Source organism: Pantoea sp. JZ2, from assembly GCF_035191405.1.
In the GTDB taxonomy this organism is placed as follows: domain Bacteria; phylum Pseudomonadota; class Gammaproteobacteria; order Enterobacterales; family Enterobacteriaceae; genus Pantoea; species Pantoea stewartii.
This window is the reverse complement of the sequence record NZ_CP045247.1, coordinates 3,589,988-3,615,135: the sequence shown is the minus strand read 5'-3', so window position 1 is coordinate 3,615,135 and position 25,148 is coordinate 3,589,988. Positions and strand designations below refer to the sequence as shown.

General features: G+C 56.1%; 29 protein-coding genes. 8 read left to right on the top strand and 21 right to left on the bottom strand.

Going from position 1 to position 25,148, the window contains the following annotated elements:
* Nucleotides 1-4: 4 nt before the first annotated feature.
* The 5 genes from GC087_RS17565 to GC087_RS17545 form a co-directional block, all read right to left on the bottom strand.
* Complete coding sequence (locus tag GC087_RS17565) at nt 5-808, bottom strand: TraB/GumN family protein (RefSeq protein ID WP_324028923.1); 804 nt, start codon at nt 806-808, stop codon at nt 5-7.
* 67 nt (nt 809-875) lie between these two features.
* The gene (gene copA / locus GC087_RS17560; RefSeq protein ID WP_324028921.1) at nt 876-3,392 is read right to left on the bottom strand and encodes a copper-exporting P-type ATPase CopA; all 2,517 of its coding nucleotides are present in this window, start codon (nt 3,390-3,392) and stop codon (nt 876-878) included.
* A 220-nt stretch (nt 3,393-3,612) separates the two neighbouring features.
* Nucleotides 3,613-3,909 carry a TM2 domain-containing protein gene (locus tag GC087_RS17555; protein WP_324028919.1) on the bottom strand — a complete coding sequence of 99 codons (297 nt, stop codon included), beginning with the start codon at nt 3,907-3,909 and terminating at the stop codon, nt 3,613-3,615.
* A 127-nt stretch (nt 3,910-4,036) separates the two neighbouring features.
* Nucleotides 4,037-4,285: an ogr/Delta-like zinc finger family protein gene (locus GC087_RS17550; RefSeq protein ID WP_324030660.1), complete on the bottom strand. Its 249-nt coding sequence runs from the start codon at nt 4,283-4,285 to the stop codon at nt 4,037-4,039.
* Between the two features lie 39 nt (nt 4,286-4,324).
* Nucleotides 4,325-5,461, bottom strand: a complete 1,137-nt coding sequence (locus GC087_RS17545) for a phage late control D family tail protein (RefSeq protein WP_324028917.1) — start codon at nt 5,459-5,461, stop codon at nt 4,325-4,327.
* A gap of 153 nt (nt 5,462-5,614) precedes the next feature.
* Here GC087_RS17545 and GC087_RS17540 point away from each other — a divergent pair, with 153 nt between their 5' ends.
* Genes GC087_RS17540 through GC087_RS17515 form a run of 6 tightly spaced genes read left to right on the top strand, consistent with a single transcriptional unit; the run spans nt 5,615 to nt 11,294 of the window.
* A complete protein-coding gene (locus tag GC087_RS17540; protein WP_324028915.1) occupies nt 5,615-6,796 on the top strand; it encodes a phage tail sheath subtilisin-like domain-containing protein in 1,182 nt (393 codons plus the stop codon).
* Nucleotides 6,797-7,312, top strand: coding sequence for a phage major tail tube protein (locus tag GC087_RS17535; RefSeq protein WP_324028913.1), 516 nt, complete (start codon nt 6,797-6,799; stop codon nt 7,310-7,312).
* Between the two features lie 48 nt (nt 7,313-7,360).
* Nucleotides 7,361-7,678 carry a phage tail assembly protein gene (locus GC087_RS17530; RefSeq protein WP_324028912.1) on the top strand — a complete coding sequence of 106 codons (318 nt, stop codon included), beginning with the start codon at nt 7,361-7,363 and terminating at the stop codon, nt 7,676-7,678.
* Nucleotides 7,679-7,683: 5 nt separating this feature from the next.
* The gene (locus GC087_RS17525; protein WP_032424037.1) at nt 7,684-7,839 is read left to right on the top strand and encodes a GpE family phage tail protein; all 156 of its coding nucleotides are present in this window, start codon (nt 7,684-7,686) and stop codon (nt 7,837-7,839) included.
* Nucleotides 7,826-10,792, top strand: coding sequence for a phage tail tape measure protein (locus GC087_RS17520; protein ID WP_324028910.1), 2,967 nt, complete (start codon nt 7,826-7,828; stop codon nt 10,790-10,792). Before GC087_RS17525 ends, GC087_RS17520 begins: the two co-directional genes overlap by 14 nt.
* A gap of 13 nt (nt 10,793-10,805) precedes the next feature.
* A complete protein-coding gene (locus GC087_RS17515) occupies nt 10,806-11,294 on the top strand; it encodes a phage tail protein (protein WP_324028909.1) in 489 nt (162 codons plus the stop codon).
* A 193-nt stretch (nt 11,295-11,487) separates the two neighbouring features.
* Here GC087_RS17515 and GC087_RS17510 read toward each other — a convergent pair whose 3' ends face one another.
* From GC087_RS17510 to GC087_RS17435, 16 genes are all read right to left on the bottom strand, one after another.
* Entirely contained in the window at nt 11,488-12,021 is a 534-nt protein-coding gene (locus GC087_RS17510) for a tail fiber assembly protein (protein WP_324028908.1), read from the bottom strand.
* Nucleotides 12,021-13,328 carry a phage tail protein gene (locus GC087_RS17505; protein ID WP_324028906.1) on the bottom strand — a complete coding sequence of 436 codons (1,308 nt, stop codon included), beginning with the start codon at nt 13,326-13,328 and terminating at the stop codon, nt 12,021-12,023. The genes GC087_RS17510 and GC087_RS17505 overlap by 1 nt, the downstream gene beginning before the upstream one ends.
* Nucleotides 13,318-13,932: a phage tail protein I gene (locus tag GC087_RS17500; protein WP_324028904.1), complete on the bottom strand. Its 615-nt coding sequence runs from the start codon at nt 13,930-13,932 to the stop codon at nt 13,318-13,320. The genes GC087_RS17505 and GC087_RS17500 overlap by 11 nt, the downstream gene beginning before the upstream one ends.
* On the bottom strand, nt 13,925-14,821 hold the full coding sequence (locus tag GC087_RS17495) for a baseplate assembly protein (RefSeq protein ID WP_324028902.1): 897 nt from the start codon (nt 14,819-14,821) through the stop codon (nt 13,925-13,927). Before GC087_RS17495 ends, GC087_RS17500 begins: the two co-directional genes overlap by 8 nt.
* Nucleotides 14,808-15,176, bottom strand: a complete 369-nt coding sequence (locus tag GC087_RS17490) for a GPW/gp25 family protein (RefSeq protein ID WP_324028900.1) — start codon at nt 15,174-15,176, stop codon at nt 14,808-14,810. Before GC087_RS17490 ends, GC087_RS17495 begins: the two co-directional genes overlap by 14 nt.
* Entirely contained in the window at nt 15,173-15,754 is a 582-nt protein-coding gene (locus GC087_RS17485) for a phage baseplate assembly protein V (protein WP_324028898.1), read from the bottom strand. Before GC087_RS17485 ends, GC087_RS17490 begins: the two co-directional genes overlap by 4 nt.
* On the bottom strand, nt 15,751-16,389 hold the full coding sequence (locus tag GC087_RS17480) for a phage virion morphogenesis protein (RefSeq protein WP_324028897.1): 639 nt from the start codon (nt 16,387-16,389) through the stop codon (nt 15,751-15,753). The genes GC087_RS17485 and GC087_RS17480 overlap by 4 nt, the downstream gene beginning before the upstream one ends.
* Nucleotides 16,382-16,852, bottom strand: a complete 471-nt coding sequence (locus GC087_RS17475) for a phage tail protein (RefSeq protein ID WP_324028895.1) — start codon at nt 16,850-16,852, stop codon at nt 16,382-16,384. The genes GC087_RS17480 and GC087_RS17475 overlap by 8 nt, the downstream gene beginning before the upstream one ends.
* 210 nt (nt 16,853-17,062) lie before the next feature.
* Nucleotides 17,063-17,500, bottom strand: coding sequence for a DUF2570 family protein (locus GC087_RS17470; protein WP_064352817.1), 438 nt, complete (start codon nt 17,498-17,500; stop codon nt 17,063-17,065).
* Nucleotides 17,497-18,042 carry a lysozyme gene (locus GC087_RS17465; RefSeq protein ID WP_064352816.1) on the bottom strand — a complete coding sequence of 182 codons (546 nt, stop codon included), beginning with the start codon at nt 18,040-18,042 and terminating at the stop codon, nt 17,497-17,499. Before GC087_RS17465 ends, GC087_RS17470 begins: the two co-directional genes overlap by 4 nt.
* Complete coding sequence (locus GC087_RS17460) at nt 18,026-18,328, bottom strand: phage tail protein (RefSeq protein WP_324028893.1); 303 nt, start codon at nt 18,326-18,328, stop codon at nt 18,026-18,028. The genes GC087_RS17465 and GC087_RS17460 overlap by 17 nt, the downstream gene beginning before the upstream one ends.
* Nucleotides 18,319-18,519, bottom strand: a complete 201-nt coding sequence (locus GC087_RS17455) for a tail protein X (RefSeq protein WP_324028891.1) — start codon at nt 18,517-18,519, stop codon at nt 18,319-18,321. Before GC087_RS17455 ends, GC087_RS17460 begins: the two co-directional genes overlap by 10 nt.
* Nucleotides 18,519-19,043 (bottom strand): head completion/stabilization protein, encoded by a 525-nt coding sequence (locus GC087_RS17450; RefSeq protein WP_324028889.1) that lies wholly within the window; start codon nt 19,041-19,043, stop codon nt 18,519-18,521. Before GC087_RS17450 ends, GC087_RS17455 begins: the two co-directional genes overlap by 1 nt.
* Nucleotides 19,044-19,141: 98 nt before the next feature.
* Nucleotides 19,142-19,999 carry a phage terminase small subunit gene (gpM, locus tag GC087_RS17445; protein WP_324028887.1) on the bottom strand — a complete coding sequence of 286 codons (858 nt, stop codon included), beginning with the start codon at nt 19,997-19,999 and terminating at the stop codon, nt 19,142-19,144.
* 45 nt (nt 20,000-20,044) lie between these two features.
* On the bottom strand, nt 20,045-21,094 hold the full coding sequence (locus GC087_RS17440) for a phage major capsid protein, P2 family (RefSeq protein WP_324028885.1): 1,050 nt from the start codon (nt 21,092-21,094) through the stop codon (nt 20,045-20,047).
* 23 nt (nt 21,095-21,117) lie between these two features.
* Nucleotides 21,118-21,954, bottom strand: a complete 837-nt coding sequence (locus GC087_RS17435; RefSeq protein ID WP_324028884.1) for a GPO family capsid scaffolding protein — start codon at nt 21,952-21,954, stop codon at nt 21,118-21,120.
* Between the two features lie 159 nt (nt 21,955-22,113).
* Here GC087_RS17435 and GC087_RS17430 point away from each other — a divergent pair, with 159 nt between their 5' ends.
* Both GC087_RS17430 and GC087_RS17425 read left to right on the top strand, forming a co-directional pair.
* Complete coding sequence (locus tag GC087_RS17430) at nt 22,114-23,844, top strand: terminase large subunit domain-containing protein (RefSeq protein WP_324028883.1); 1,731 nt, start codon at nt 22,114-22,116, stop codon at nt 23,842-23,844.
* Nucleotides 23,844-24,902 (top strand): phage portal protein, encoded by a 1,059-nt coding sequence (locus GC087_RS17425; protein WP_324028881.1) that lies wholly within the window; start codon nt 23,844-23,846, stop codon nt 24,900-24,902. Before GC087_RS17430 ends, GC087_RS17425 begins: the two co-directional genes overlap by 1 nt.
* Nucleotides 24,903-25,148: the final 246 nt, after the last annotated feature.

Genomic DNA, 25,148 nt, shown 5'->3' with positions numbered 1-25,148 from the left:
CTGATTACTCCGCCCGTAGCAGGGCTGGCAGATTGTTCTCACCATATAAATGCAGTGCGCCGACGGCCACCACATAACGTCCCGCGGGCAACGTTTGTAATCGCCCGCGCCACTCACGGTTGCGCTGGCTAATCAGCGTGTCATTGAGCGTCTGACTGAACGTCGCCGGTAAGGCGATTTGCGGTTCGCGGGGCGGGCTTTCCAGCCACCAGCTCACCATCGTCTGCAACATGCGCGCGTTGGTGTGCCAGTGCGTCAGCGTATCCTGCAGCAGCGCCATACCGTTATCGGGCAGCGACTTTAACAGGGTGATTTGCGCGTCTGCGCCCTCCAGCTCAATCACGGGTTTTTGCAGTGAACGTGCCGCCTGAAGCAACTGATAATCAATGCCGTAATCCGGGCGCAATCCCAGCCGCTGGGCCTGACGGGCCTGCAGCATCAACGCAATTTGCCAGGCTGGTGACGTATCAAACTGCGTCAGGGACAAACCGGTCTCATTGCATAACGCGTCCAGCTTCGCCAGCGTGCCTTCATCCATACGCACCGGCAGCGGCGGGCATACTTCGGTGTCATCAAATGGCGAACCGCCCTGAGTAATATCCGCTTCCACTACCAGGGCATCGGCATTTTGCAACTGTTGTAGCAGCCGCACTGGCAGAGGCTGCATATCGCGCGTGCCCATATGAATGCTTCCCACCAGATGAAACTGGCATGCTCCCGACCGGATATCGACGGCCGGCCACCGGTAGCTGGTGGGAAAAAGGGGCGCCATCCAGTTACGCAAACGTTGCCAAAGGCTCGCAGTCATTCCCTGTCCTTACTGTGTTAAAGACACCATGCTAGCGGGATCCGGCGGCGAAAAACAGAGGCGGCCGTTAAGGCTTCTTGCGCGGTGTGAAGCGCAGTAGCCGGTTAGCATTGCTGACGACGGTAATCGATGAGAGTGCCATCGCCGCGCCGGCAACAATCGGGCTGAGTAACAACCCCGTGAAGGGATAGAGCACGCCCGCAGCCAGCGGAATACCGATAATGTTGTAGATAAAGGCACCAAACAGGTTCTGACGGATATTCCTGAGTGTGGCGGATGCAATCGCTAAGGCATCTGCCACGCCATGCAGGTCGTCACGTAGCAACGTTATCGATGCGCTTTCCACCGCCACATCACTGCCGCCGCCCATGGCTATGCCGACATCCGCCTGGGCCAGCGCGGGTGCATCATTAATCCCATCGCCGATCATGGCGACCTGACGGCCTTGCTGCTGCAACTGGCTGATCGCATCGGCTTTACCTTCCGGCAAAACACCCGCAATCACTTCATCCATGCCCACGTCATCAGCAATAGCGCGGGCGGTATTCTCATGGTCCCCGGTCAGCATAATCAACCGGTAACCTGCCTGATGCAGCCGTTGCAGCGCTTCACCCGCCTCCGGCCGCAGAGTATCACGCAGGCTAATCAGGCCAGTAAGCTTCCCGTCTTCAGCCAGTAAAACCGGCGTTGCGCCCTGGCGGGTTAGTCTCTCCGTTTCTTCCTGTGCCGCCTGGCAATCCACACCGTGCTCGCTTAACAGGCTGACATTACCCAGGACAAGTTGTCTGCCGTTAAGAATGCCACTCACCCCTTTGCCGCGTATTGTACGAAATTGCGAAATATCAGGCTTCTCGCCAGCGCCGGCCTCTGCCACGATAGCTTTCGCCAGTGGATGCCCTGACGCCTGTTCCAGTGCCGCAGCGGCAGAGAGCACGGCATCGCGGGTGCTGCCCTGCCAGGTGATAACCTCGGTGACCTGCGGGGCACCTTGGGTAAGCGTGCCCGTTTTATCAAACACCAGCGTGTCGATATGACTTGCGCGTTGCAATGCATCGGCATCCCGCACCAGCACACCGTATTCAGCAGCGCGTCCGGTGCCCGCGATAATCGACATCGGTGTTGCCAGACCCAGCGCACAGGGACAGGCAATGATCATGACGGTGGTGGCCACAACCAGCGCATAGGCCAGTTGGGGCTGTGGACCCACCAGGTACCAAATCAGCGCACTCAGCAAGGCAATAATCACGACCACCGGTACGAAGACCGCAGAGATACGATCCGCCAGACGGCCAACCTCAGGTTTGCTGCTCTGCGCTTTACGTACCAGCTGAATAATTCGTGCCAGCGCGGTATTGCCGCCAGTCGCCTGCGCAATAAAGCGAACGGTCCCGTCCTGCACCAGCGTACCGGCAAACAGGCGATCGCCCTGTGTTTTGGATTGGGGAACCGCTTCGCCAGTCAGCATTGCTTCGTCACACCAGGCTTCGCCTGACTGTACCTCGCCGTCTACGGGGATACGATCGCCTGCGACCAGTCGCAGGATCATACCGGGCTCTACCGCGCTGACGGGCATAAGCGTCTCACCTTGTTCCGTGATGACATTGGCCTGTGCGGGCGTAAGATCCAGCAGCCGCTCCAGGGCGCGTGAGGCACGCTGGCGCGCGCGTTGTTCAAGCGCATGGCCCAGATTGATCAGGCCCAGAATCATCACGCTGGCTTCAAAATAGAGATGACGCGCCTGCGGCGGGAAAAAGTCAGGCCAGACGACCACGCTGAAGGAGTAACTCCAGGCGGCCGCTGTTCCCAGCGCCACCAGCGTATCCATGGTGGCGCTGCGGTTAAGGAGACTGCGCCAGGCGCTGCGGTAGAAATGGCCACCCGCCCCGATCATTACCAGCAGGGTGAGCATCCCGAGGACCAGCCAGGTGGTTCTGTTCGCGGCAGTGAGCATCATATTGTCGCCCATCATGCCCCATACCATCAGCGGCACGCCCAGCAGCAGCGCGACGCCCGCCTGCCAGCTAAAGCGACGCAGGGCGCGACGGGCGCTGATTTGCTGCTTTTCACGCCGTTGCTGCTCGTCGTCAACCACTTCCGCACCGTAACCGGCCGCATCCACGGCAGCGACCAGCTGCTGTGGCTCAACATGGCCCATGACCAGCGCGCTTCGCTCGGCAAGATTAACGCGTGCCTGCTGTACACCGGCAACCTGTTCAAGGGCTTTTTCAACCCGGCTGACGCAACTGGCACAGCTCATGCCGTCAATAAGCAGGACGTGAGCAGGCAATGCTTCGGTTGCCGGCAGAGAAGAGGACTCCGTTGTCAGCGCCTCCGGCGGCGGCTCTGATGCTGTCAACGGCTCAGGCTTTGGGCGCGCGCCTTCAGGTTTCAGCGTTGCATGATAGCCCGCCTGTTCGACAGTGGCGATGAGCGAAGTGACCTCGGCGCTGCCAGAAATGCTGGCTTCCTGTTGGGTGACCTCGGCCTGTTCAACATCGTCGCGCTGCTCAAGCGCCTCTTTTACGCGTTTAACGCAATGGCCGCAGGATAATCCTTCCAGTGCCAGGATAACCGTATTTGACATCGTTGACTCCTTGGTTGGTGTGGCGGAGTGAGTAGTCAGAAGTGACTGTGACTAAGGATAAACCTTCCATCAAGGGGAAGGTCAAGTGTTTAACTAGCTGATAAAAATGGATTTTTAAAATCAGCGTCCACATAGCGTCCACACTTCGAATAAAGTGTGAAAAATCTAAAGAAAAAAGCCCCGCGACTGAGCGGGGCTTTGTTTAATCTTGTGATTAAAATCATCCATACTTTCGTGCAAAATCTTCGTCTGATGTGCAGAGGTAAATTATAAATTCAATGAAAGCCACAACAGATGGAATGAAAGTCCAGCAAAAAATCAGATAAAGGAAACCTTGCCCAACCTTACCCAAGTAAAATTTATGTGCGCCAAAACCACCCAAAAAGAAAGCAAGCAGTGCAGCAGCAATTTTACTTTTAGAGCCAGTAGTTCTTTGTGGCGCTCCACAATTAGGACAGGCTGCAGCTTCTTTGTGTATTTCCTTTCCGCAGCCGCGGCAAAATGCCATGTCACTCATTATATCTCCTGTATTTATTCTATTAACTAAACGTGAGTATTTTATAGCGAATCACATTTTAGGGGAAACGAATAATGCTTCTTAGACTATTGCAGTGAAGCCTTTGCACAATTTTATGGACCTGTTTTTATATCTCCAGATTCAATTGATTTCTTCCGTAATGGGACGCCGGGAAGGCATCGCGGGGGATGAAATCAGGCGGTAACGGTGCAACGCCTGCACGCTTTGTAACCTCCCTTTCCACGCTGTTAAGCGTGGTGAATGATCGGCTACATTCCAGATTCTGACACTGGTGATATTGCCGGATTGTCATATCAGTTATTTTACGGCTGGTACGGGTGCGGGCCATAGCGCCGCAAAATGGACATCTGAACATAATGATGGCTCCCCTGTGGGAGTTGAACTCCATTTCATTTTATTCAGTTTCCGCGATCCAGTCAGGTATTTTTGCTTCCAGCTCCAGCCTGGTGGTAAAACCGCTGTCGTCTATAACGTGCTCAGCACGCGCAATGATCCAGTCCTGATTATCTATTTCATCCTTAAAACCGCTAACCGTGACGTGCATTTCAGGGTATAGCTCGGCACGGCCACGCGCCAGGGTGATCGTGAACTCTGCCGCACCACGCTGAAGCTGTTGCCACTTTGCCGCCGCTGCACGTTTCGCCGTATCTTCATTCTGGTAGGTCTTGCGCAGCACATAGACGTTACCGTCTGCGCCCTCCATGTAATCGCCCTCACGGCTGCTGCTCTTCTCTTTTTTGGGCTTTGCAGGCTTGCGACGCTTAACGCTGACCTTTTTCTTTTTGCCAAAATTAAGATCCAGCCAGTAAGCCCTGACGCCGGTATACGCATCCCGATCGGCAATACGAAAGCGGTGACGGTCGCCGCTCGTGCGGTCAATGCTGGCAGAAGGAAGCGCCTTCCCGTTAGCGGTAACACCACCACCCGGCAGGATAAACAGCAGACTGCCGTTCTTAACGGTGGCAATTGCGCCCAGCATGTCCGCCATGCGGGTAAGGAACGACATATCGCTTTCCTGCGTCTGGTCGGCATGATCAATCTCAATGTCCATGAGCATTCGACTTATCTGCGCCTTCAGTCCGTAGCGGTGCGCAATTGCCGACACAACGCGCTCAACGGTCACGTCATGCCATGAGACTTCGCGCTTTACGTTAAACTCTTCACGAAAATCAGCGCTGCGGGCAGTAACGCCAATGGTATCTGCCGGGCCTTCGTGGGAAACCTCGTCAACCGTATACAGCCCCTTGTAAATAAGCGGTTCACCCAGCCACCCAAATGATACGGCAAGCTCAGCCCCGCGCGGCGGCAGTGCAACCATACCGTCACTGTCATCAATGGAAATTGATAACTGGTCGGCATCAAAGCCCCGGTTGTCCGTCAGTGACAACGACATGATCCGATCATCAAGCTGCGTCAGTACCTTGCCGCCCATCGTAATGCTGAATCCCGGACTTTTTACCACCTCGGTCAGTGAATCGTTATAACTGTTGACGGCGTCATTAAGTGATTTGGTCAGGTCTGTAAGTGCCATGCTTTCCCCCTTCTTCCGGCGAAGGATCCCACGCGCGCGGGAGACGCCAAACCGGTTTTTGTTGTCGCCGTCCGGCCAGACCTGCAATAGCGTGAGTGGCGGTCAGACATGGGGGATTATCACTGCGAACTCAATAACGTAATGGTGGAAACTATGGCGGAATCTCGCTTTCATGGTGCCCGCATCCGGGAGAATACCGACCTTGTGGCGGCTATCAATGACATTGAATCCAGTGTCATTGGGGTTGTCACTGTTGCGGATGATGCCGATTCGGAAACCTTTCCCCTGAATACCCCCGTGTTACTGACACGGGTTAACAACGTGCTGGGTAAGGCGGGTAAAACCGGCTCCCTGTACAAAACGCTCAAAGCCATCGCTGACCAGACCAGCCCGAAGGTGATCGTTGTGCGCGTGGCAGAGGCCACTGAAGAGGAAGGAGGTAAAACGCAGGCACAGCTTATCATGGGCGGCACGGCAGAAGACGGCGGCTATACCGGTATGTACGCATTTCTGACGGCAGAACAGAGGGTCGGCTATCGTCCGCGCATTCTGGCTGTGCCTGGGTACGACACGGAAGAAGTGACCTCCGCGTTGTGCGTCATTGCACAAAACCTGCGCGCGTTTGTCTATGCCAGTTGTTACGGCTGTAAGACGATGGCAGAAGCCATCACCTACCGCGCAACCTTCGCCTACCGCGAACTTATGCTTATCTGGCCTGATTTCATCGCCTACAACCCGCTGACCGGAGAGAACGAAACCTTTCCGGCCCCGGCGTATGCCTGCGGCCTGCGTGCGCTGACTGACAACAATCAGGGCTGGCACAAATCGCTTTCCAACGTGTCGGTCAAGAACGTGCTGGGTATTTCGCAGGATGTTTTCTGGTCGCTACAGGCCGAAGACAGCGACGCGAACGAACTCAACAACAAGGAGATTACGACGCTTATCAAGCGTAACGGTTTCCGGTTCTGGGGCAACCGCGTCACGGATACCAAAGATTACATCTTTGAGGTTTATACCCGTACCGCCCAGATTCTGGCTGACAGCATTGCAGAAGCGCAGTTTGAGGTCATTGACGAACCGCTTACCCCGGCCAACGTCAAGGATGTGGTCAGCGGTATCAGCGGAAAACTCAGCTCGCTGGTGACGCAGGGGCGGCTAATCGGCGCTGAATGCTGGTTTGATATCCTGGATAACCCGACAACCGGTCTCCGTCAGGGGCAGGTGCGCATTCGCTATAAATATACGCCCGTTCCACCGATGGAGGATCTGACGATGTACCAGACCTTCACCGATGAATACTTTGAATCGGCGTTCTCTTCGCTGGGAGGTGCATAAATGGCCGTTCCTCACAAACTGCGCCTGTTCACCTGCTTTGTGAACGGCAGCAACTGCATTGGCAAAGTCTCGTCCGTGACGTTGCCAAAACTGACCCGTAAGACTGAAGATTTTCAGGGCGGCGGAATGATTGGCTCCGCTGCGGTAGATCTCGGTCTGGACAGTGGCGCACTGGATACCACGATGGTGGTGGGCGGTCTGGTTCAGTCGCTTCTGCTGAACTACTGCGGCGATATCGACGAAACCCGCTTCCGCTTCGCCGGTGAGTATTACACCGATGGCGAAAGCCTGCTGGTTGAGGTCGAACTGCGTGGCCGTATCACCGAAATGGACGGCGGCGAAAGCAAGCAGGGAGAAGACACCTCCGTCAGTTACACGATGAAGAACACCTATTACAGGCTCACCATCGACGACAAGCCGCTGTTTGAGTTTGATCTGCTGAACTTCATCTACAGGAAAGACGGCAAGAATATCTACCCTGACCGCATCACGTCTGCGCTGGGAATGGGTAACTGATTAACCTGATAAGTGGCGGTACCCCCGTGCCGCCCGGAGTATTCAACGATGAGCAAGAAAACCGATAACGCCATTACGCTGGCTAAGCCCGTTGTACGCGGCGATGAGAAAATCACTCAGGTAGCAATCACGGATGAGATCAAACAGGCTGGCTCCCTGCGTGGGCTGAAGCTGGTTAACGTGATGAATATGGATGTGGATTCAGTGGCGGTACTGCTGACCCGCGTCACGTCACCGCGCCTCAAACAGACTGAGATTAACGAAATGGATACCCGCGATTTCGTCAGCCTGTCAGAAGCGCTCGTCCCTTTTTTGACACCTGCGGGGTCTGGAGCATCGAGCGAGGTGGAGACGGAGAATCAGTAACACTTCTGCGGTTCGACCTGATCGACGATCTGGTTGCTGATATCGCGGTTGTTTTCAACTGGCCGCCCTCTGAAGTCTTCACGATGGAACTGGGTGAAGTCATAGCCTGGCGTGAGCGGGCGGCTGTCCGAAGTGGAGCCAGTGACAGTGAAAAGCCTTAGTATCCGCGTCGCGCTCAGCGCGATCGATAAACTTACCCGCCCGGTCAATGCCGCCCGCCAGAGTGCGGGCGGTTTGTCTGAATCCCTCAAAAGAACACAGTCCCGCATTAAAGAACTGGACAGGCAGTCACGCACGTTCAACCGCCTGCGCGACAGCGTACAAACGACCTCCCGCAAAATCGACGACGCCAGCCGGACGCTTCAAGGGCTGAATCAGGCGCAGCGGGAAGGTACACAACTCACAGACAAGCAAAAAGCCCATATGGCAGCGCTGGCCGCAAAGCTGGAGCGGCTTAACTCTGCACGCACCCAGGAAATGGTTAAGCTGCGCGCCGCCTCACAGGCACTGCGCAGCCACGGCGTTTCACTGGTCGGCAGCGATCGCACCATTCAGAGCGCCATACGCCGAACCGAACAATATAACCAGACGCTTGAGCGGGAACGGCGACAGCTTGCCGCTGTCACGCAGGCTCGTGCGCGCTACGACCAGATGCAGCTAACGGCGGGCAAACTTCGCGGTCATGGCACAATGGCCGTTGCCGGGGCCACTGCTGCCGGTTACGCAGCGGGACGCTTCTTGTCCCCCGCCGTTGGGTTTGACCGTGAAATGTCGCGCGTGCAGGCGCTGACCCGCATAGATAAAAGCTCAGCGGACTTTTCAGCACTGCGCGAGCAGGCCAAAAAGCTGGGCGCTGAAACACAGTTCACCACGACTGACGCCGCCAGCGGGCAGGCTTTTCTGGCTATGGCCGGTTTCACTCCGCATGCCATTCAGGCCGCACTGCCCGGCGTGCTCAATATGGCGCTGGCCGGTGGCATGGATTTAGGCGAAAGCGCTGATATCAGCTCAAACATCCTGTCTCAGTTTCGCCTCGATCCCAAAGAAATGGATCGCGTCAGTGACGTATTAACGGGGGCATTCACCCGCACCAATACCGATTTGCAAAATATCGGTGAGGCGATGAAGTACGCCGGGACGGGCCTTTCCAGCCTGGGCGTCAGCGTCGAACAGACCACGGCCATGATTGGCGTGATGGCGAATGTAGGCCTGCGCGGGAGTATCGCCGGTACGGGCTTGCAGGCCACATTTTCACGTCTCGCCGCGCCAACCGGCAGGGCGAAAGATGCCCTTAAAGAACTGGGCGTGCAGGTCGCTGATGCAACGGGGAAAATGCGCCCTGCTGAAGCGGTTCTCACCGACCTCTATAAAAAGATCAGCAAATACGGCGACACCGATAAGCTCTCTTTCTTTAAAGACATCGCAGGTGAGGAAGCGTCAAAGTCATTCCAGGCGCTGGTTATGTCAGCCGGGAGCGGCGAACTTCAGAAGCTGCTGGGTGAACTGAAAAACGCCAAAGGTGAAGCACAGAAAGCCGCAAAAATAATGGCGGATAACCTTGATGGCGATCTCAGGAATCTGGACAGCGCATGGGAAGGCTTCCGCATCCAGATTAACGATCTCGTCGATAATCAGCTACGCGGCCTGACTCAGGGACTGAGTGACGTTGTGGGGAATATGACGCAGTGGGCGAAGGAAAGCCCGAAGCTCGCTCAATCCCTGCTGGTTGTTGGTGGTAGCATTTTGGCACTCACCGCCGCCATTGGTGGCCTATCGCTGGCGGTCGGCCTGCTGATGGGGCCGCTGGCTAAACTCCGGTTAGGTTTTACTCTGCTGACAGGGGACAGGGGCATAGCCGGAGCGGTTGCCGCTCTGCGAACACTCGGCACGGCTTCCGGCCCGGCAATGGCCGGCTTGCGCGGATGGGCGCCGGTTCTCGGCTCATTAGCAGGGAAAATGCGGGGTGTTTCAGCCATCATACCCGCAGTGCGTGGCGCACTTATGGGAGTATTTCTTGCACCTGGTGCCGCGCTGGGCGCACTGACCAGAAACCTCGGAATGCTTGCTCTTCGCCTCACGGGTTTTACGACCATATGGACCATTATCACAACTGCTGTCTCTGTGCTGGGTACTGCGCTGTCACTGCTGTTGAGTCCGATTGGCCTGATAGTAGGGGCGTTTATTGCTGCCGGTGTGCTTATCTGGCGTTACTGGGAGCCTCTCAAGGTGGTTTTTTCGGGCGTATTTACCGGCATCATGGAAAAGCTGGCCCCGTTACGCGAGACCTTCGCGCAATTCAGCCCCATCTTTGACGCGATGGGCAACGCCATCAGCAAAGCCTTTAACTGGTTTAAATCTCTGCTTTCCCCGATTGATGCAAGCAAAGATACCCTGGATAAATGCACCAGCGCGGGGCAGGTGTTCGGCAGGGTGCTGGGCGGTGCACTTAATCTGGTTCTGGCACCCGCAAAAATGCTGCTGGACACGCTCTCATGGACGCTTGAAAAGCTGGGCGCCTTGCCGGATGAGGCCGAGAAAGCACGTAAAAAGATAGAAGAGGCGCAGGCGATGACACTTCTCCGTGGCAAAGTCGCGCTTCTTCAGGGCGATATCGCTGAAGTTGCACCGAAAAAAGTTGAGGTGAAAAACGTTCCGCCTGGCGCACCGCAACCCTCTTCACCGCTGACCGGCGATAACGGCACTATGCGCCGGTTGCAGAATATCGACAGCAACACCAAAGCAACAGCCGATAACACGAAGAAGATCGGCCCCGGCGATATCGTTTTTAAAAACCTGCCGCGTGCGCTGGCCGTTCGTGGGGAATGGAAGGAGTCGCAGCTTGCCACCACCACCACGGCAGGCCGGTTGAGTGCACGCCCCGCAGTAGTGGCGGCATCGCTTCCCGTCAGGCAGGCGGAACTTCCGCCAGTCAGCCGCAGCACCAGCAATATACCGGTTGCCCCGGGCGGCTTTACGGGGGAAATTCACGTTCATCTGCACGGCGTTGACCGGCAGGACGCGCGAGAAATTGGCCGGATTGTCGCCGATCAAGTAAATGCCGAACTGGCCCGGCGTGAACGGCTCAATCGTGGCAGCTTCAAAGACAGAGATTAAGGGACGCAACATTATGATGATGATATACGGGATGTTCGTTTTTGAACTGAAGACGTTGCCCTACCAGCAGTTACGCCATTCGCTTAACTGGCGGCATGTGAAAAATGACCGCATCAACCGATCGGCAAAATGGCAGTACATTGGCGCTGGTGAAACGCAGATCAACCTTGACGGGGTGCTGTACCCTGAAATTACGGGCGGTGACGTGTCTCTTACCGTTCTGGCCACGCAGGCATACACCGGGCGTCCCTGGCCTTTAATCAGCGGTGCTGGGCAGATTTACGGCATGTATGTGCTGAGCGGACTACAGGCTACACATACGGCATTTGATCGCTACGGAAAGGCGAAAAAGATTGAGTTTTCAATCAGCTTTCAGCGCTGTGATGAAGACCTGCGCGAGCGCCTGCAAGCGTCATCTGTTGGCGATTTACTTTCGGGGCTGAAGGATAAGGCCATGTCCGCCTGTAACTCTGCCAGTAGTACGCTGTCTGGCCTGTTTTAGGTTGAGGTACTTGCAGTACCCTGAAAAGCATTAAAAGATGAGGGGTGAGGGGTTTTTAAGAGTTTTCTGAGCGACGATGCTACGCTTAAGAATCAATATAATCACGACGCAAATAGTTGCGTTGGTAAATTGCTATATCGGCCTTGCCCGCTTCCAGGCGGGCTTTTTTCTCTTTTCTGTCGCCTTAATACCTTCAGGCTGGCGCTTCCGGCCAGACCGGCTTATTAGTGTCCACTCGGTTGAGCATGACGCGGTATTTTTTCCAGTCAGTCAGTTGCGCTTTTTCCTCATCCGTTGCGATGTCTAAATCCTGCGCATCCTGAAGTGGCGCAATAATATTAGATGCAACAGCAAGTTTCCGTTTTTTTTCAGCGTCTGCTAAGGCTGTAAGTTCCTGTTGGGTGTATACGCGCTCAGTTATCCCTTTACCATCAAAGACCCAGCCGCCGGTAATATCGGCGCGACGGTTCTCCTCCGTGGCCTCAACCTCTGCCACGCTCATGCCGTCAGGGAACAGTGACGACACGTCAGTAAAGTTCGTCGCAATCGCGGCAATCACGCCGCTTTCCCGGTACGCAATTTTCATCGTATCCGGCGCAAACAGCGCCTGGCTCTCATACCATTCGTTACCGTCTTCATCAAACAGCAGCCACGCGCCGGACTGCGCCAGTTCTTTCTGCTGCTCTGTCTGCGGTTCACCGCGTCTGAAGTTTTTCAGATTTACCATTATGAACGTCCCACCGTTATCCATTGACCACTTCTGTAATACTGGATATAGCTCCAGAAAAGCCCCTCTGCGGAATAATCCCCGTCGCCGTTGGTGAAGCCGGTCAGAACGGTATTCCCGTTGCGGTAGTCATATATGCCGACAGCACCCACCTGGTGCTCCGCCGTAAAGCGAATGTCTGATACTTTTAAGTTAATCTGCGTATTCAGCCAGTCCCAGAGAGTCCCGCCCCATGCGCTGCCGTAAATATTGCCGTCCGTCTGCATGAACGCGTCCTGGGCGTAAACGTTGCCCTCAATGCGCGTGTTTGCCCCCAGATAAAGCCGCCCGTCTCCGGCATTAATACGCAGCGGACGCGCACCATCCCAGCTACCGTCCGGGTCACCTGCCGCCGTTTTCAGGATGTAAAAATCACTGCCGTCAAAACGCAGGAAAAACGCCCGGTCTCCGGCTTTTATCCGGTAACTGTCCATATTTGTTGTACTGAGTTCGCCCGACATAACATCGCCTGATTTCTTAACAGCGTTGTTAACTGCCATGGTAATACCTTCAAGGCCGAGATAATCCAGTAATGCCGCCACTGACTTACCAGAAAGCGCGGTCAGCGTGTCGTCAAGGGGCTGCTTTCCACCCAGCGCGCTCTCCACCTTTTCGGCAAAATCTGGATCGTTTCCCAAAGCCGCTGCCAGCCTCTCAAGCGTGTTAAGCGCTTCTGGTGTGGACGCCACAAGTGCAGCAAGAGCGGATTTGAGTGATTTCGTGGTGGCATACTGGGAATGGGGATTTGCAGATTTGATGTGTTCTTCTAATAACGTGTCAGCGTAGCCTCTGACCTCCACTGCTACACCATCCACATACTGGCGTGTTGACAGCACCACAGACGGATCGATTTTCAGCGTTACCGCATCAGTGCTGCTTACAATGAGGATTACGCGAATCACCTGCACTCGTCCGCTACCTTCCTGCAACTGCGGTTTATAGGTCTCTGCGCAGTTGGCAACCGCAATCATATCGCCGTCTTTATCAAACAGACCGATCTCACGGATCCACCATCCGCCCACTTCTTCCGGTATGACCTGTTCCGCAATGATCTGGTTGGTGTTTACCGGGTCGATGGTCAGCTTGTTCAGTTGCGCGCGGCGCAGTTCATGCGTAAGTTCAGTCTGTGCCGGGTTAGGTGTCGGCAGTGCACCATTGCCATCGCCTACGGCCATCTGGGTGATCTTAACCTGCGCACCCAATGCCGTCGCGTTTGCCAGTTTAGCCGCACCGATGTTGGTCAACAGTGCAAAATATTTAGTCGTCAAATGCTACCTCCACGGTATCAGTTAAATGGATTGCCGCGCCGGTGTAGCCGCTACCGCCCACGGATAGAGTTTCAGGAAAATAGGGGGAAACGGTCAGCGTATCGCCGGTATAACATCCCGCCACGGCTTCAATATAACCCTGCGACTGAAGCGAAAGAGACAAGCCAGTAAGATGGCGACTTCTCGGTTTCGCATCGTCAATAAGGCGCTCAAGCTCAAGATAGGTTTCCTCCGTAATCCCCTGCTCCTGAATGCCGATTTCAAGCCTGAAGGTTCCCGGCTCTTCACCGCTCTGCCACCACTCAATCACGCGCAGCAGAAAGCCGAAAGGTTCAACAATTCGGCGCAAAGCGGAAATTGTGCCTTTCTGGCGGTGAACCAGCCAGGAGGCTTTAATTACCTGCCGTTTGGTCTGTTCTGACCAGTTCTTATCCCAGCGGTCAACTGACAGCGCCCAGGCGAGATAAGGCAGAAGATCAGCCGGGCATTCGTCCGGGTTCCACAGCCTGCGCAGGTCAACAGGAATATCGGTAAGCCGTTCCGTCACCTTCTCTGTATTGCGCATAAAACCACTGGCCGAAGGCGGCAGCATGTTCTTATTCATCGGTGCCCCCGGTCTCGATCGTGAAGGATTCACACCGCGCAGCCTGCGTATCAGCGATCACAATATCGCTGGCTGGCTCCAGCAGTTCCACCCTCTGCACGCCCTGAACATGCAGCGCAGCCATAATGGCTGAGCGGGCAACGTCACGGCCAATCTTTCCCTGTTGATTCAGCCAGGACTGAAGCGCGTCCTGCGCGGCAATATGGATTGGTTCAGACTCCGGGCCGGGGTAGAAATACAGCAGCGCATTGATCTGATAATTCACGATCTCTGCCGCCTGAACGGTCAGGCGATCGGCAACGGGGCGCTTATCGTCAGCAGACAGCGCTTTATCCACCGTCGCCAGCAGTTCCGCACTGGCAGTGCCGTCGCCTTCGGTGGACAGCACAGAGACCACCACCACGGCAGGCGACGGGCTGATCGCTTTGGCGTCCGCCACTTTGCCGCTGGCACTTTTGGCAAAATATTCATAGGCGCCGGTTGGCCCCGCCACGCTCAGCCCTTCAAACGCAGCCTGCGCCCGCAAACGCAGTGCGGTATCACCTTCCGTTACCGCGTCAGTGGTTGTCGTCTCCGGGGTGATGATCAGACGTTCGGTGTTCAGGTTGCCCGCAAGATTATCAAGATCGGACGATACGGCATGGCTCAACATACACGCCGCCGCACCGTCATTAATCCGCTGCTTGAGCATCATTTCACGGTAGGCAACTACCTGGGCGATCACGTTCAGCGGTTCGGATTCCAGCGCCAGCGCGGCGGCAACGGATGCCTGCTGTTCCTGCGGGAATGCCGCAAGCATGACGGCTTTGACCTCGCTGAGAATGACCTCAAAGTCCGGGACGTCGATAATTTGCGGCTGCGGTAGCTGTGATAAATCAACGGTTGCCATTGCTGCCACTCCTCAGCGTCAGCGCAGTGCCTGCCGTCTGCATGGTTTCGGTGATAATGCCGACCAGCTCAGCGGTGACAGCGCCACTCTTTGAAAAACTGATACTGATGCCGTTCAGGGCAATACGCGGCTCCCACATCGTCAGGGCGATTACCGCCGCACTCATACATTGCAGGCGCGTCACGTCGTTCTGTGGTGCATCCAGCAGCTCGGGGATCATGCTGCCGTAATCCCGCCGCATCACCCGGCTTGCCAGCGGCGTGGTCAGTATGTCGCGTACTGAATTCCACAGCTGATCGGTGTCTGTAAGCTGTCCCGTGCCGTCCGGGTTCATGCCGGTATAGCGGACTGTCATTTCGGCCCCCCGGTGTTGCTGCTGCCACCCTGCACACCACCATGCACGTGCGAATGAACCGTTACCCCGTTAGATGAAAGCGATCCGCCAGAATGGGTTACATTGCCCGTCATCGTGCCGCCTTCCGTCAATTCGAACGTCCGCGCTTTCAGATGGCCGGTGCATTCCACCACCGGCGTTTCAAGCGTGACGCTGGCAGAGGCTTTGATATGTGCGGTTTTCATGCCCTGGGCTTCCAGCGCGCTGGTCTCCGCGTCATAGCGGAAAGAGGCACCGTCTGGCGCTGTCAGCACAATCTCTTTCAGGCTGCTGCCCGGCGCAGGGTTGTCACTGCTGTAGAGACTGGCGATAATGACCGCCGTTTCAGGGTTGCCACCGATACAGCCCAGCCAGACCTGCTCACCCACGGAAGGCGGCACCCAGATACTGAATGCCCCGGCGCGCGTGGTGTTCCAGCGCAGCCAGTCGGTCTGAAGTTCGCCGCTTTGCACGCGCACGCGCCAGCTCTCTTCATCAACGGCAATAACGACGCCGACGCGGAGGATATTCTCCAGCAGGCGAATCAGTTCAGCGCTCATCGTGCGGCACTCCCCAGGCTGTTAATCACCTGTTCCGTAATCATCTGCTCATCGCCAGCGGTAAAGCCCAGCAGCTCACGCACCGGATATTTAGCAAAGGCACCCGGCCCGACCTGATCACGCTGGCCGTACTGGTGCACGCGCGCAATGCGTGCCGCCACACCGTCATAACCCACGGATGTGCCGCCTGCATCAGCGCGCATTTTGAGAAAGCGATAGCTGCGCAACCGCTGAAACATCGGCACTTTCTTCGCAGTGCTGCGGCGCACTGAGCGTGTATTGATCTCGATGTAACGCTCAATATCGCTGCGGTAAAACGTGCGAATATCGTTGCGCTCTTCGTCAAAGCCGGTGATGGTGCGCCCGTATTTTCCCCGGCCACCGTGCCAGTTTTTCAGGCGACGAATCTCACCCTGCCAGACAAAAACAATACCCTGCTGAGAACGCAGCACCCTGCGGCGTCGGGCCGGATATGGCGATCCTTCAGGGCTTTGCTGCGCTTTGATGCGCTGTTGCTGGCTCTTTCTCAGTGCCTGGCCAATAGAGCGGGCGGTACGAACACGTCCGGCCTGCGAGGTGCCCGACAGTATGTCGCTGAATACCTGATCCAGCTCACGGAAGAGATCGTTACTCATGGACGTCAGCCTCCCACGTTACATCCTCAAAGATGGTGCTCCAGTCGCCGTCCGATGACGGAATGCGCGGTTTAGGTTCCGGCAAATGCTCCGCGCAGGGAATGCCGTTTTCGTCCAGAGTGACCTTCACGCGCTCGCGCAACGGCATTTCAAACAAAATATCGGCGGTATCGTCGTTGTTGATAAGGGTCGTAAACTTAATGTCCCGGTTCTTTTCCGGGTTCAGCAGCAGATCGGGCTGGTTGTGCCAGAGCCATGCCATTAGCGGCAACGTGAAATCATCAATATCACCGGCGAAATTCATCACAAACAGCACCAGGGTATAGCGATACATAAACGACGGGGTTTCGCCGGTCGTCTCGATATTCCCTTCTTCCACAAAAACGGTGAAGGCTTCGGGATTGGCTCTGCACCATTTGTTTGCTCGGGTCAGGGTCTCGCGGAGTGAATCAGCTTTCAGCATGGTGATACCTTCTCAGCGCCCGAAACGTTCAATCGCGCCCGCAATGATCAGCAGATAAATAAGCGTCCAGTAAGGGTGAGCGCTCAGGTAGTCGAATAAGGTCATTGTGTGGCCCTCGCGTGGTCAGTCGGTCTTTTCAGGCGGCGCAGATCGAGATCGGCTATCGCCGCCTTATCGGCGTTGCAGGTATCCAGCGCATCGCGCAGGCGATCACTCCAGATAGCTATCGCGCCCCACGTTACCGGGGCGACCAGTTGCGGCGCTGGCGTTGCTGCCGTCAGACTTTCCGGCACCGGTTCGTGCACGATTTTCATTTGTGGCTGCGGCGGTACGGTGTTGCAGGCTGTTACTGACAGAAGCAGGCACAACAGTACTGGCACACGTATCGTCTTTGATGGCATCGCGCATGTTTTCACGTCGCTTTTCTCCCTCGGCGTTTCTTTGCTGTTCGGTTGCACGCAACTGTGCAAGGACTTCGCGGGCGTCAGCAGTCAGTGCCCGCAGCTCATCCAGCACCTCACCATTACTTTTCAGCTCGCGGGAAAGCGCTTCATTGCGAACGGAGTCTTTACCGCGTTGATGTGTCTGCCAGAGCAGGCCACCAGAGGCCAGCGCCAGCAACGCGCATAAAATGGCTGTAATCTTCACTTTTCAGCCTTCACGTCACGCAGGCACCATGCCTTGAAATCCGTTCTCCGGTTAACCAGCCCCTGGCTGCGCTTACCACTGCTGTTGACAAAGTCCGTCAGCCGGTTACACATCGCCTGCCACTCATGCGCCTGCGCCTTCTTCCAGATGGTCGTGCGCTGTTTTCGCTTCTGGCTGTCCGTGAACCACATCAGGCCAGTACACCCCACATTAAGACCGGCATCCGTCATGGCTTCAAAGGCGGACTGTGGCATATGCCTGCCTTCAAAATTCTGGTTAATACAGTTTTCAGCGTGCCGCATATCGTTAATCCAGCGACCGGCGATCTCGCTGTCGCTGTACTCCCGCTTTTCAACACGTCCCGTCGAACCAATTCCAACCGTCAGCACGCCAGCCGTGCAGTAGTAGGGCGTATTTCGGCAGTCCTCCCAGCCAGCAATCTTCTGCTGGCCTTCAGGCGTTGTGCGCAACGCGCCCGGACTCAGCGTGATACCCAGCGCAACAATGGCCGCAATGGAGCATTTTTTAATAAGCTGTTTCATCTTCCGGCTCATTCTGTTGCAGAAGTTCAAGCGCCCGGCGCTCTGACTCACTCATCTGCCTGTGTTCTGCCTGCTCAAGGATCTTGTTAATCAGTTCGTTTCGACGCTGCTGCCCCCGTTCGATGCGGGCGCGATAGAGCCATCCTCGGGCACCAAAAACCATCCCGACGAGAAGACCGGCCAGCGCAATCTTTTCGCTCAGTGTCATGACGCCGATACTCGTGACCATCGCTGACATCGTGAATGTCAGCCAGTCATTCAGGCGTTGAAAGAAACTTAATCCCATAGCTGCACCCTCTCCTGTGTCGCTTTGTGCGCGATTTCCGGCAGTTCAATCTCCTGACCGGCATCAAGAAAAACCTGCTGGCTCAGTCCGGGATTGGCAGATAACACTTTTTCGGTCACGCCCTGCGTGGTGCCGTAGTGACGCCAGCAAAGCAAATCCACCGTATCCCCCTGCAATGCCTTTACTTTCATCAGCAAAGCTCCGCATAGAGTCGCGGCGTGTCGCGAATGTCAGCGAGACTCCAGCGGGCATCCCGCCAGAGATCATCCCGTTGCAGGTCAAGCGCGGTGGCGTCTTTGTCGCCTTTCGCCGTGGTATCGACGTCGCGATAGCCTTCAAGTACCAGCGCCCTGGCAATCGAATAAACCGCACGCCGGAAGCGGCAGACCTTCACGTTTTCACCGTTGATCATCAGCTTTTCCATCTCACCTGATGGCAGGGCTGAAGGCACATCTTCCAGCGCCTGAAAACCTGCTTTAAGCTGACTGGCGCGCCAGTCCAGCAACTGCGCGGTGACATGGGCTACCGCCTCCGTGGTGACGTGCATCAGCCTGGACGTGGTGATACCACCTGTAATGCGCGCGGCCAGACGGAGATCGGCCAGTTTAATCACCGGCCAGAAGTCCCCGGCGCTGACGGTGGCATCACCATCATCAACATCGGGGGTATCACTGTCGGCAGGCAAAATGCGCTTATTTGCCACAAGGCTGCTCATGCACTTATCTCCCATAAATCAGGCGGTGGGCGGGTGGTTAAAAGACCGTAAACGGGCAGATATCCACCCGCGCCGCCTGTCGGACGGGGCCGAAGTCATTAATTCTTTTTCTGGCTGGCAGACTTGCGCTTTGTCGATTTGCCTGTTGCCGTCTTAGTCGTGGTTTTACGCGCCGTCGCTTTACCTGCTGCGCTGACGGTGGCGGTCTTTTCAGGGGCAGGTTCTGCAATATCGTCAGTTTTGTCGATACTGGCCGCGTAGCCTTCACCCGTGCCGCCATCCGCAGACAGCTTCTTAACTTCACGGGCAAGCGTGGCGATCTCTTTTTTTACCCCGGCGTTAGGGTTGCGCGTCAGCGCCTCACGGAACAGCGCCAGCGCTTCCGCTTTGGTCGTGATATCAGTCGCACCACGGCGGGCAAGCGCACGGGCCTTGCACAACTTGGCGCGCACTACATCCGGCATATCACTGTCGGCGACAATGTCCGCCACTTCGTCAAGCACTGCGATACCGGACGATAAATCAGCGTCAGCATCAGCAGCCGCGAGCGTCAACAGTGGTTTGCTCATTTCTTCGGTCAGGAATGTTGCTGCCGTGCGGTTGAAGTTATCCGGCAGTGTCAGACCGTGGCGCACCACATAACGCCCCAGCTTCATCACAAGCACATAATCACGACAGTCAATCGCCCAGACCATCAGCCGGGTAATGACTTCATCCTGCCGCCCGCTGTCGCCGTCGAGCGTGCCTTCAATCCATCCCTCGTATTCAGGCAGCATGGATTTTTTCATTTCGGCTTTGGTTTCTTCGGACTGCACGCCGCTGAGGCGGGACAAGTCCATGCGCAGGCGATGCAGAATTTGCTCATGCGCGGTGCGCTGAATATCGGATTCTTCATCCGCCTGGCCCCGGCGTTCTGCCATGACCTTCTGAAAATGTCGTTGTGCCGGTGTTAACATCGTCACTTCTCCCCGTCATGGCGGGGCAATGCCCCGCCGCTTCTGTCACTCGCCTGCCGGTTCGGCCTGAGCGAACTGAATGCCGTCAATGAACGCAACATTGCCGTAGTCTTCAATGACGAAGTCATCGTTTGAAGACTGATACGTTGCGATACGGTTGTATTCCGGCTCTTCTTTGATCGTCCGGCGCAGACCGCCGCGCAGGTAGTACACCGACAGGTTTTTGAACGGCGTGATCAGCACACCATTCGCCGGAAAGTAAGGTGCGATAAAGGTCGGCATGTTGCCTACGCGCTCCTGCGCGACAATCAACTGACCGGCCAGCATTTCGGTGTTCGGGTTGGTCTGGCTCAGGGCATTGATGGCTGAGAAATTGCTGGTCGTCAGCAGGTCACCCGCCAGAATCACCACGTTATCCGGGTTACGTTTGTGCCACTCATCCATCAGGGTGTTTTTGGCGTCGTACACCGCAGCGCCAATGTTTCCGTAGGTGCCTTTGGCCACAACCTTGTTATCTTCATCGCGCGATGTGATCGTCACATTTGAAATGACGCGGTGCGGCGCTTCCTTACGGATTTTTTCCAGCCAGCCAGTGCCACAGTCCTGCAACAGCGGGTTAGCGGCACGGTCAGACGGGTCGCTGTACTTCACGCCGTTAAAGCCAATCATGATGCGGTCAAGCGACATCTGACGGGCCATTGCCTTGCTGATCAGCGGCTGGAACTCCGGCATGTGCGCCCACGCATCAAGCTGTTCATAGCTGATGCCGTAGTCATAGTTGACCTTGCGGCACATGTAGTCGAAGGGCTCCATTGAATGATTAGAGCCAGGATTGCGACGACTGGTGACGCTGTTGTTTACGCCAGCCATCGGGCCTTTACTGCCGATAAGGACTTTCTGACCGATCTGCTGGTTGACGCCAAACACGTTAATTTTGCTCAGGAAAGAATCATCCTGCTGTGCGGCCTGCTCCAGGCGCTGCTGACGCGTCGGATCTACGGCAAATTTTGCAGCAACAGCGGCGGTGGAAACGCCGTTGAGCTGTGCCTGCCGGGCGATGTACTGATCAAACAGCTTGCGGGTAGTGTTATCCATGTTCTCTGCTCTCTTTGTGAATATCAGTAGTCGGCCAGTTGCGCGTCAGCGCCACCGCTCGCGGGTGCCCGCTGGCTGAAACTGGCGTCTGTGCTTCCCAGCTTGCTGGTCAGCGCGGCAAGGTCGGAAGTCAGCCTCTGGATTGCCTGGTTGTCCTGTTCGCGGGCGCGGCTCAGGTCGTTGAAGCTGTCCAGCAGATCGGCATGGGACTGGGCGACGTTCTCCACGGCGTCACGCACCTGGCTGAACTGCTCGCCGTCAGATTTCCGGCCTTTACCGATGATCCCCATGACGCGCCCTAACCACTGCTTACCTTCATCGCTGCGCTGCTCAGCCAGTTCGATGATTTCAGCCTCAATGGCATCGGTGAACAGCGGGGCTTCACCCTGCTGATTGTTGAAGGACATAACCTGCTGACGCTGCTGCGCGGCAAACTTCAGGCGTTCGGTGCCGAGGCTCGCCGGGGTATCGGTCATCGCCAGCCCCATGACATACGCCTTGCCGTTAAGCGCAAACTGCGGCTGCAGCTCAATGCTGGAGTATATTTTCTTGCCTTCTTCCGTCAGCTTCTTCATGCGCTCAGAAGGTTCAATTTCGGCGTAAAGCGCGGTGCGTCCGGCGAGTGGGCCTTCGCTGATATCTTCCGCACTTAGCGCCGTCACATCCCCCATCGCGCCGAAATCACTGCCGGGAAACGGCGAAAGGTAGTGCTCCACGTTGACGCGTGCGCCGTACACGTCCGGGCTGTAGTTTGCTGCTGCATCACGAAGGTGCTCAGGGCGAATCTCACGCCCGTCAACGGTGGCACCGGAGACAGCAACGCGGAATTTCTTACGGGCTAGTTTAGCTGCGCTGGCCATGTCGATAATCCTGTTGAGTGGTTTCTGTACAGCCATGATGGCAGAGCGTAACTTGCTGTCTCAACGAGGTTTTGTTGTAGGAGAAAGGTCAGACCCTAAAGGGGGCGATAGCGGGATCGCGCGCGGGGTAATCTTCACTCCGTAAACGGTGGAGGGCCGATGATACAGGACGCTTTTGTACGTCAGAGGGCAAAACAACTTTACTGGCAGGGCTACCCGCCAGCGGAGATCGCGCGCCTGATGGGGATTAATCAGAACACAATTTACGCCTGGAAGAAACGCGATGAATGGGATGAAACGCCGCCCGTCCAGCGCGTCAGCCAGTCTATGGATGCCCGCCTCATCCAGCTTACGGACAAGAAAGACAAGACCGGGGGAGACTTCAAGGAGATTGATCTGCTTACCCGGCAACTGAAAAAGCTGTCTGACGGACAACCGGCAGGGGCCGGCACGGGCAAAAAGCCGCGCAGGCGCAAGCTGAAAAATCACTTCACCGAAGAACAGATCGTCGCGCTGCGGGAGAAAATACTTGATTCCCTTTCGTGGCATCAGCGCGGCTGGTATGAACAACGCCACCACCGAAACCGCATGATACTGAAGTCACGCCAGATTGGCGCAACCTGGTACTTTGCACGCGAGGCGCTCCTTGATGCGCTGCGCGATGATGTGAAATACCCGTACCAGCGCAATCAGATATTTCTGTCTGCATCCCGCCGTCAGGCACACCAGTTCAGGGGATTCATTCAGAAGATGGCGGAAGAGGTGGACGTTGAGCTTAAGGGCGGTGACAAAATCGTACTGAGTAACGGCGCAGAGCTGCATTTTCTCGGCACATCTGCGGCGACGGCGCAGTCATATACGGGCAACCTTAAGTTTGACGAATTTTTCTGGGTCAGCAACTTCACCAACCTGCGAAAGGTTGCAGGTGCGATGGCTACGCTGAAGGGGCTGACGCGTACCTACTTTTCCACGCCGTCAGGCGAGACCCATGAGGCTTACCCGTTCTGGACGGGCGATCGCTGGAATGAAAAACGCCCTAAGGCACAGCGCAAAGCGTTTGATGTGGGCTGGAAGACGCTGAACAGCGGGCTGTTATGCCCGGATAAAACCTGGCGTCAGATTGTCACTCTGAAGGACGTGATAGACCACGGCTGGGAGTACACCGATCTTGAAGAAATTCAGGATGAAAACAGTGAGGATGAATTCCGCAACCTGTACATGTGCGAATTCGTTCGCGATGGTGAGTCCGCCTTCAACCTTAACGCCCTGATTGGCTGCGGCGCAGATGGTTACGACGAATGGCCGGACTGGAAGCCTTTTGCGTCCAGGCCGATGGGTAATCGCCCGGTCTGGATCGGCTATGACGCCAACGGCAGCAGCGGCAACGGTGACAGCGGCGCGATTTGCGTTGTGGTGCCGCCACTGGTGCCAGGCGGTAAATTCCGCACGGTGGAAACGGAACAGGTGCGCGGCCTTGAGTTTGAAGAGCAGGCGAAAGTTATCGAAAACTTTACCTTCAAATACGACGTGCAGCATGTCGGCATCGACGTGACGGGCGGTAACGGTGAGGCCGTTTACCAGATAGTGAAGAAGTTTTTCCCGATTGCGATGCCTTACACCATGTCAATGACGTCAAAGCGTGCCCTGGTGCTGAAAATGCTACAGCTGATCCGCGCTGGTCGCTGGGAATATGACCGCAGCGAGCGCGCCCTGATCAACGCCTTTAACTCTGTTCGTAAGGTAAAGACGCCTGGCGGATTCATCACCTATGACACTGACCGCTCGCGCGGCGTCAGCCACGGTGATTTAGCCTGGGCGAATATGCTCGCCATTATTAACGAACCGCTGGGCCAAGAGAGTGGCAGCGGCGGGTTTGCTATGGAGTTCTGATGAAGAAGCGCACCTACAAAAACAATCCCACTGCCAGCAGAGGCAGTGCCGGACAGCCTGATATCTCTGACGCGCTCAGAAGCGATCCGGCGCTCAGCGCCTTCACATTTGACGGGCCATATTCAGTAACAGACGGCTATGATCTGCTGGACAGCATGTGCTGCGTCGATAATGGCCGGTACTATGAAACGCCAATAGACTGGAAAGGGTTAACCCGTGCGTTCGCACAATCTCCGCTGCATCAGTCGGCGCTTTACTTCAAGCGCAATGTGCTGACCGGGTGCTATATCCCTCACCCCTTACTGTCACGTCAGGCCTTCTCTGCATTTGCACTGGACTGGTTTGTCTTCGGCAATGCCTATCTTGAGCGCCGGTCTAATCGCCTGGGAGAGCCACTAAAACTTAAGCATGTTCCGGCGCTGAACACGCGAAGGGGTAGCGACCTTGATACCTACTGGTTTATCCGGCAGTGGAAAGATGAATACGAGTTTAAGCCTGGTCAGGTCTGCCACATCATGAACCCGGACATTCATCAGGAAATCTACGGTATGCCGGAATACATGGGGGCGCTTCTGTCCGCCAGCCTGTCACATTCCGCTGATAAGTTCCGCAAACTCTATTACGACAACGGCTCCCATGCCGGATGTATTCTCTATGTCGGTTCGGAGAAGGTGGATCAGGAAAGCATAAAGGTGGTGCAAAAGACGCTGTCACAGGCCAGAGGGAAAGGCTCCTTCAAAAACGTGCTGATCCACGCGCCGGGCGGCGGCAAAGACGGCGTGCAGCTGTTGCCGTTCAGCCAGATATCGGCAAAGGATGAGTTTCTTAACATCAAATCAGCCACGCGCAACGATTTGCGCGACGCTCACCGCATCCCACCGCAGCTGATGGGCGCAATGCCCGAAGGCAACGGCTCGCTTGGTGATGTTGAGAAGGCCGCGCGCGTCTTCGCCATCAACGAAATGTTACCCGTGATGGAAGCAATGAAGGGCGTCAATGACTGGCTCGGCCAGGAAGTGATCCGCTTTAATCCCTACGCTCTGCTCAAAGACGAGTAAGCCGCTCCACCCGCCGCACATCCTGCGGCGGTTCTCCTTCAGTAATTTTCAATCCCAGCATGACCGGCCACCACCTGGGCACCACTTGGCACGACATTAAATGCCCCTCACTCAGAGCGCATGAGCGCCATTCTGGCGGGCGCAAATTGCAATCGACCCCACACGCACCCAGAAGTAAGAAATGGGGCTGAGAAGGGGAAATAGGCCGAAGAATGCCAACTAAAGTCATCACCTCCCGACCCTCCG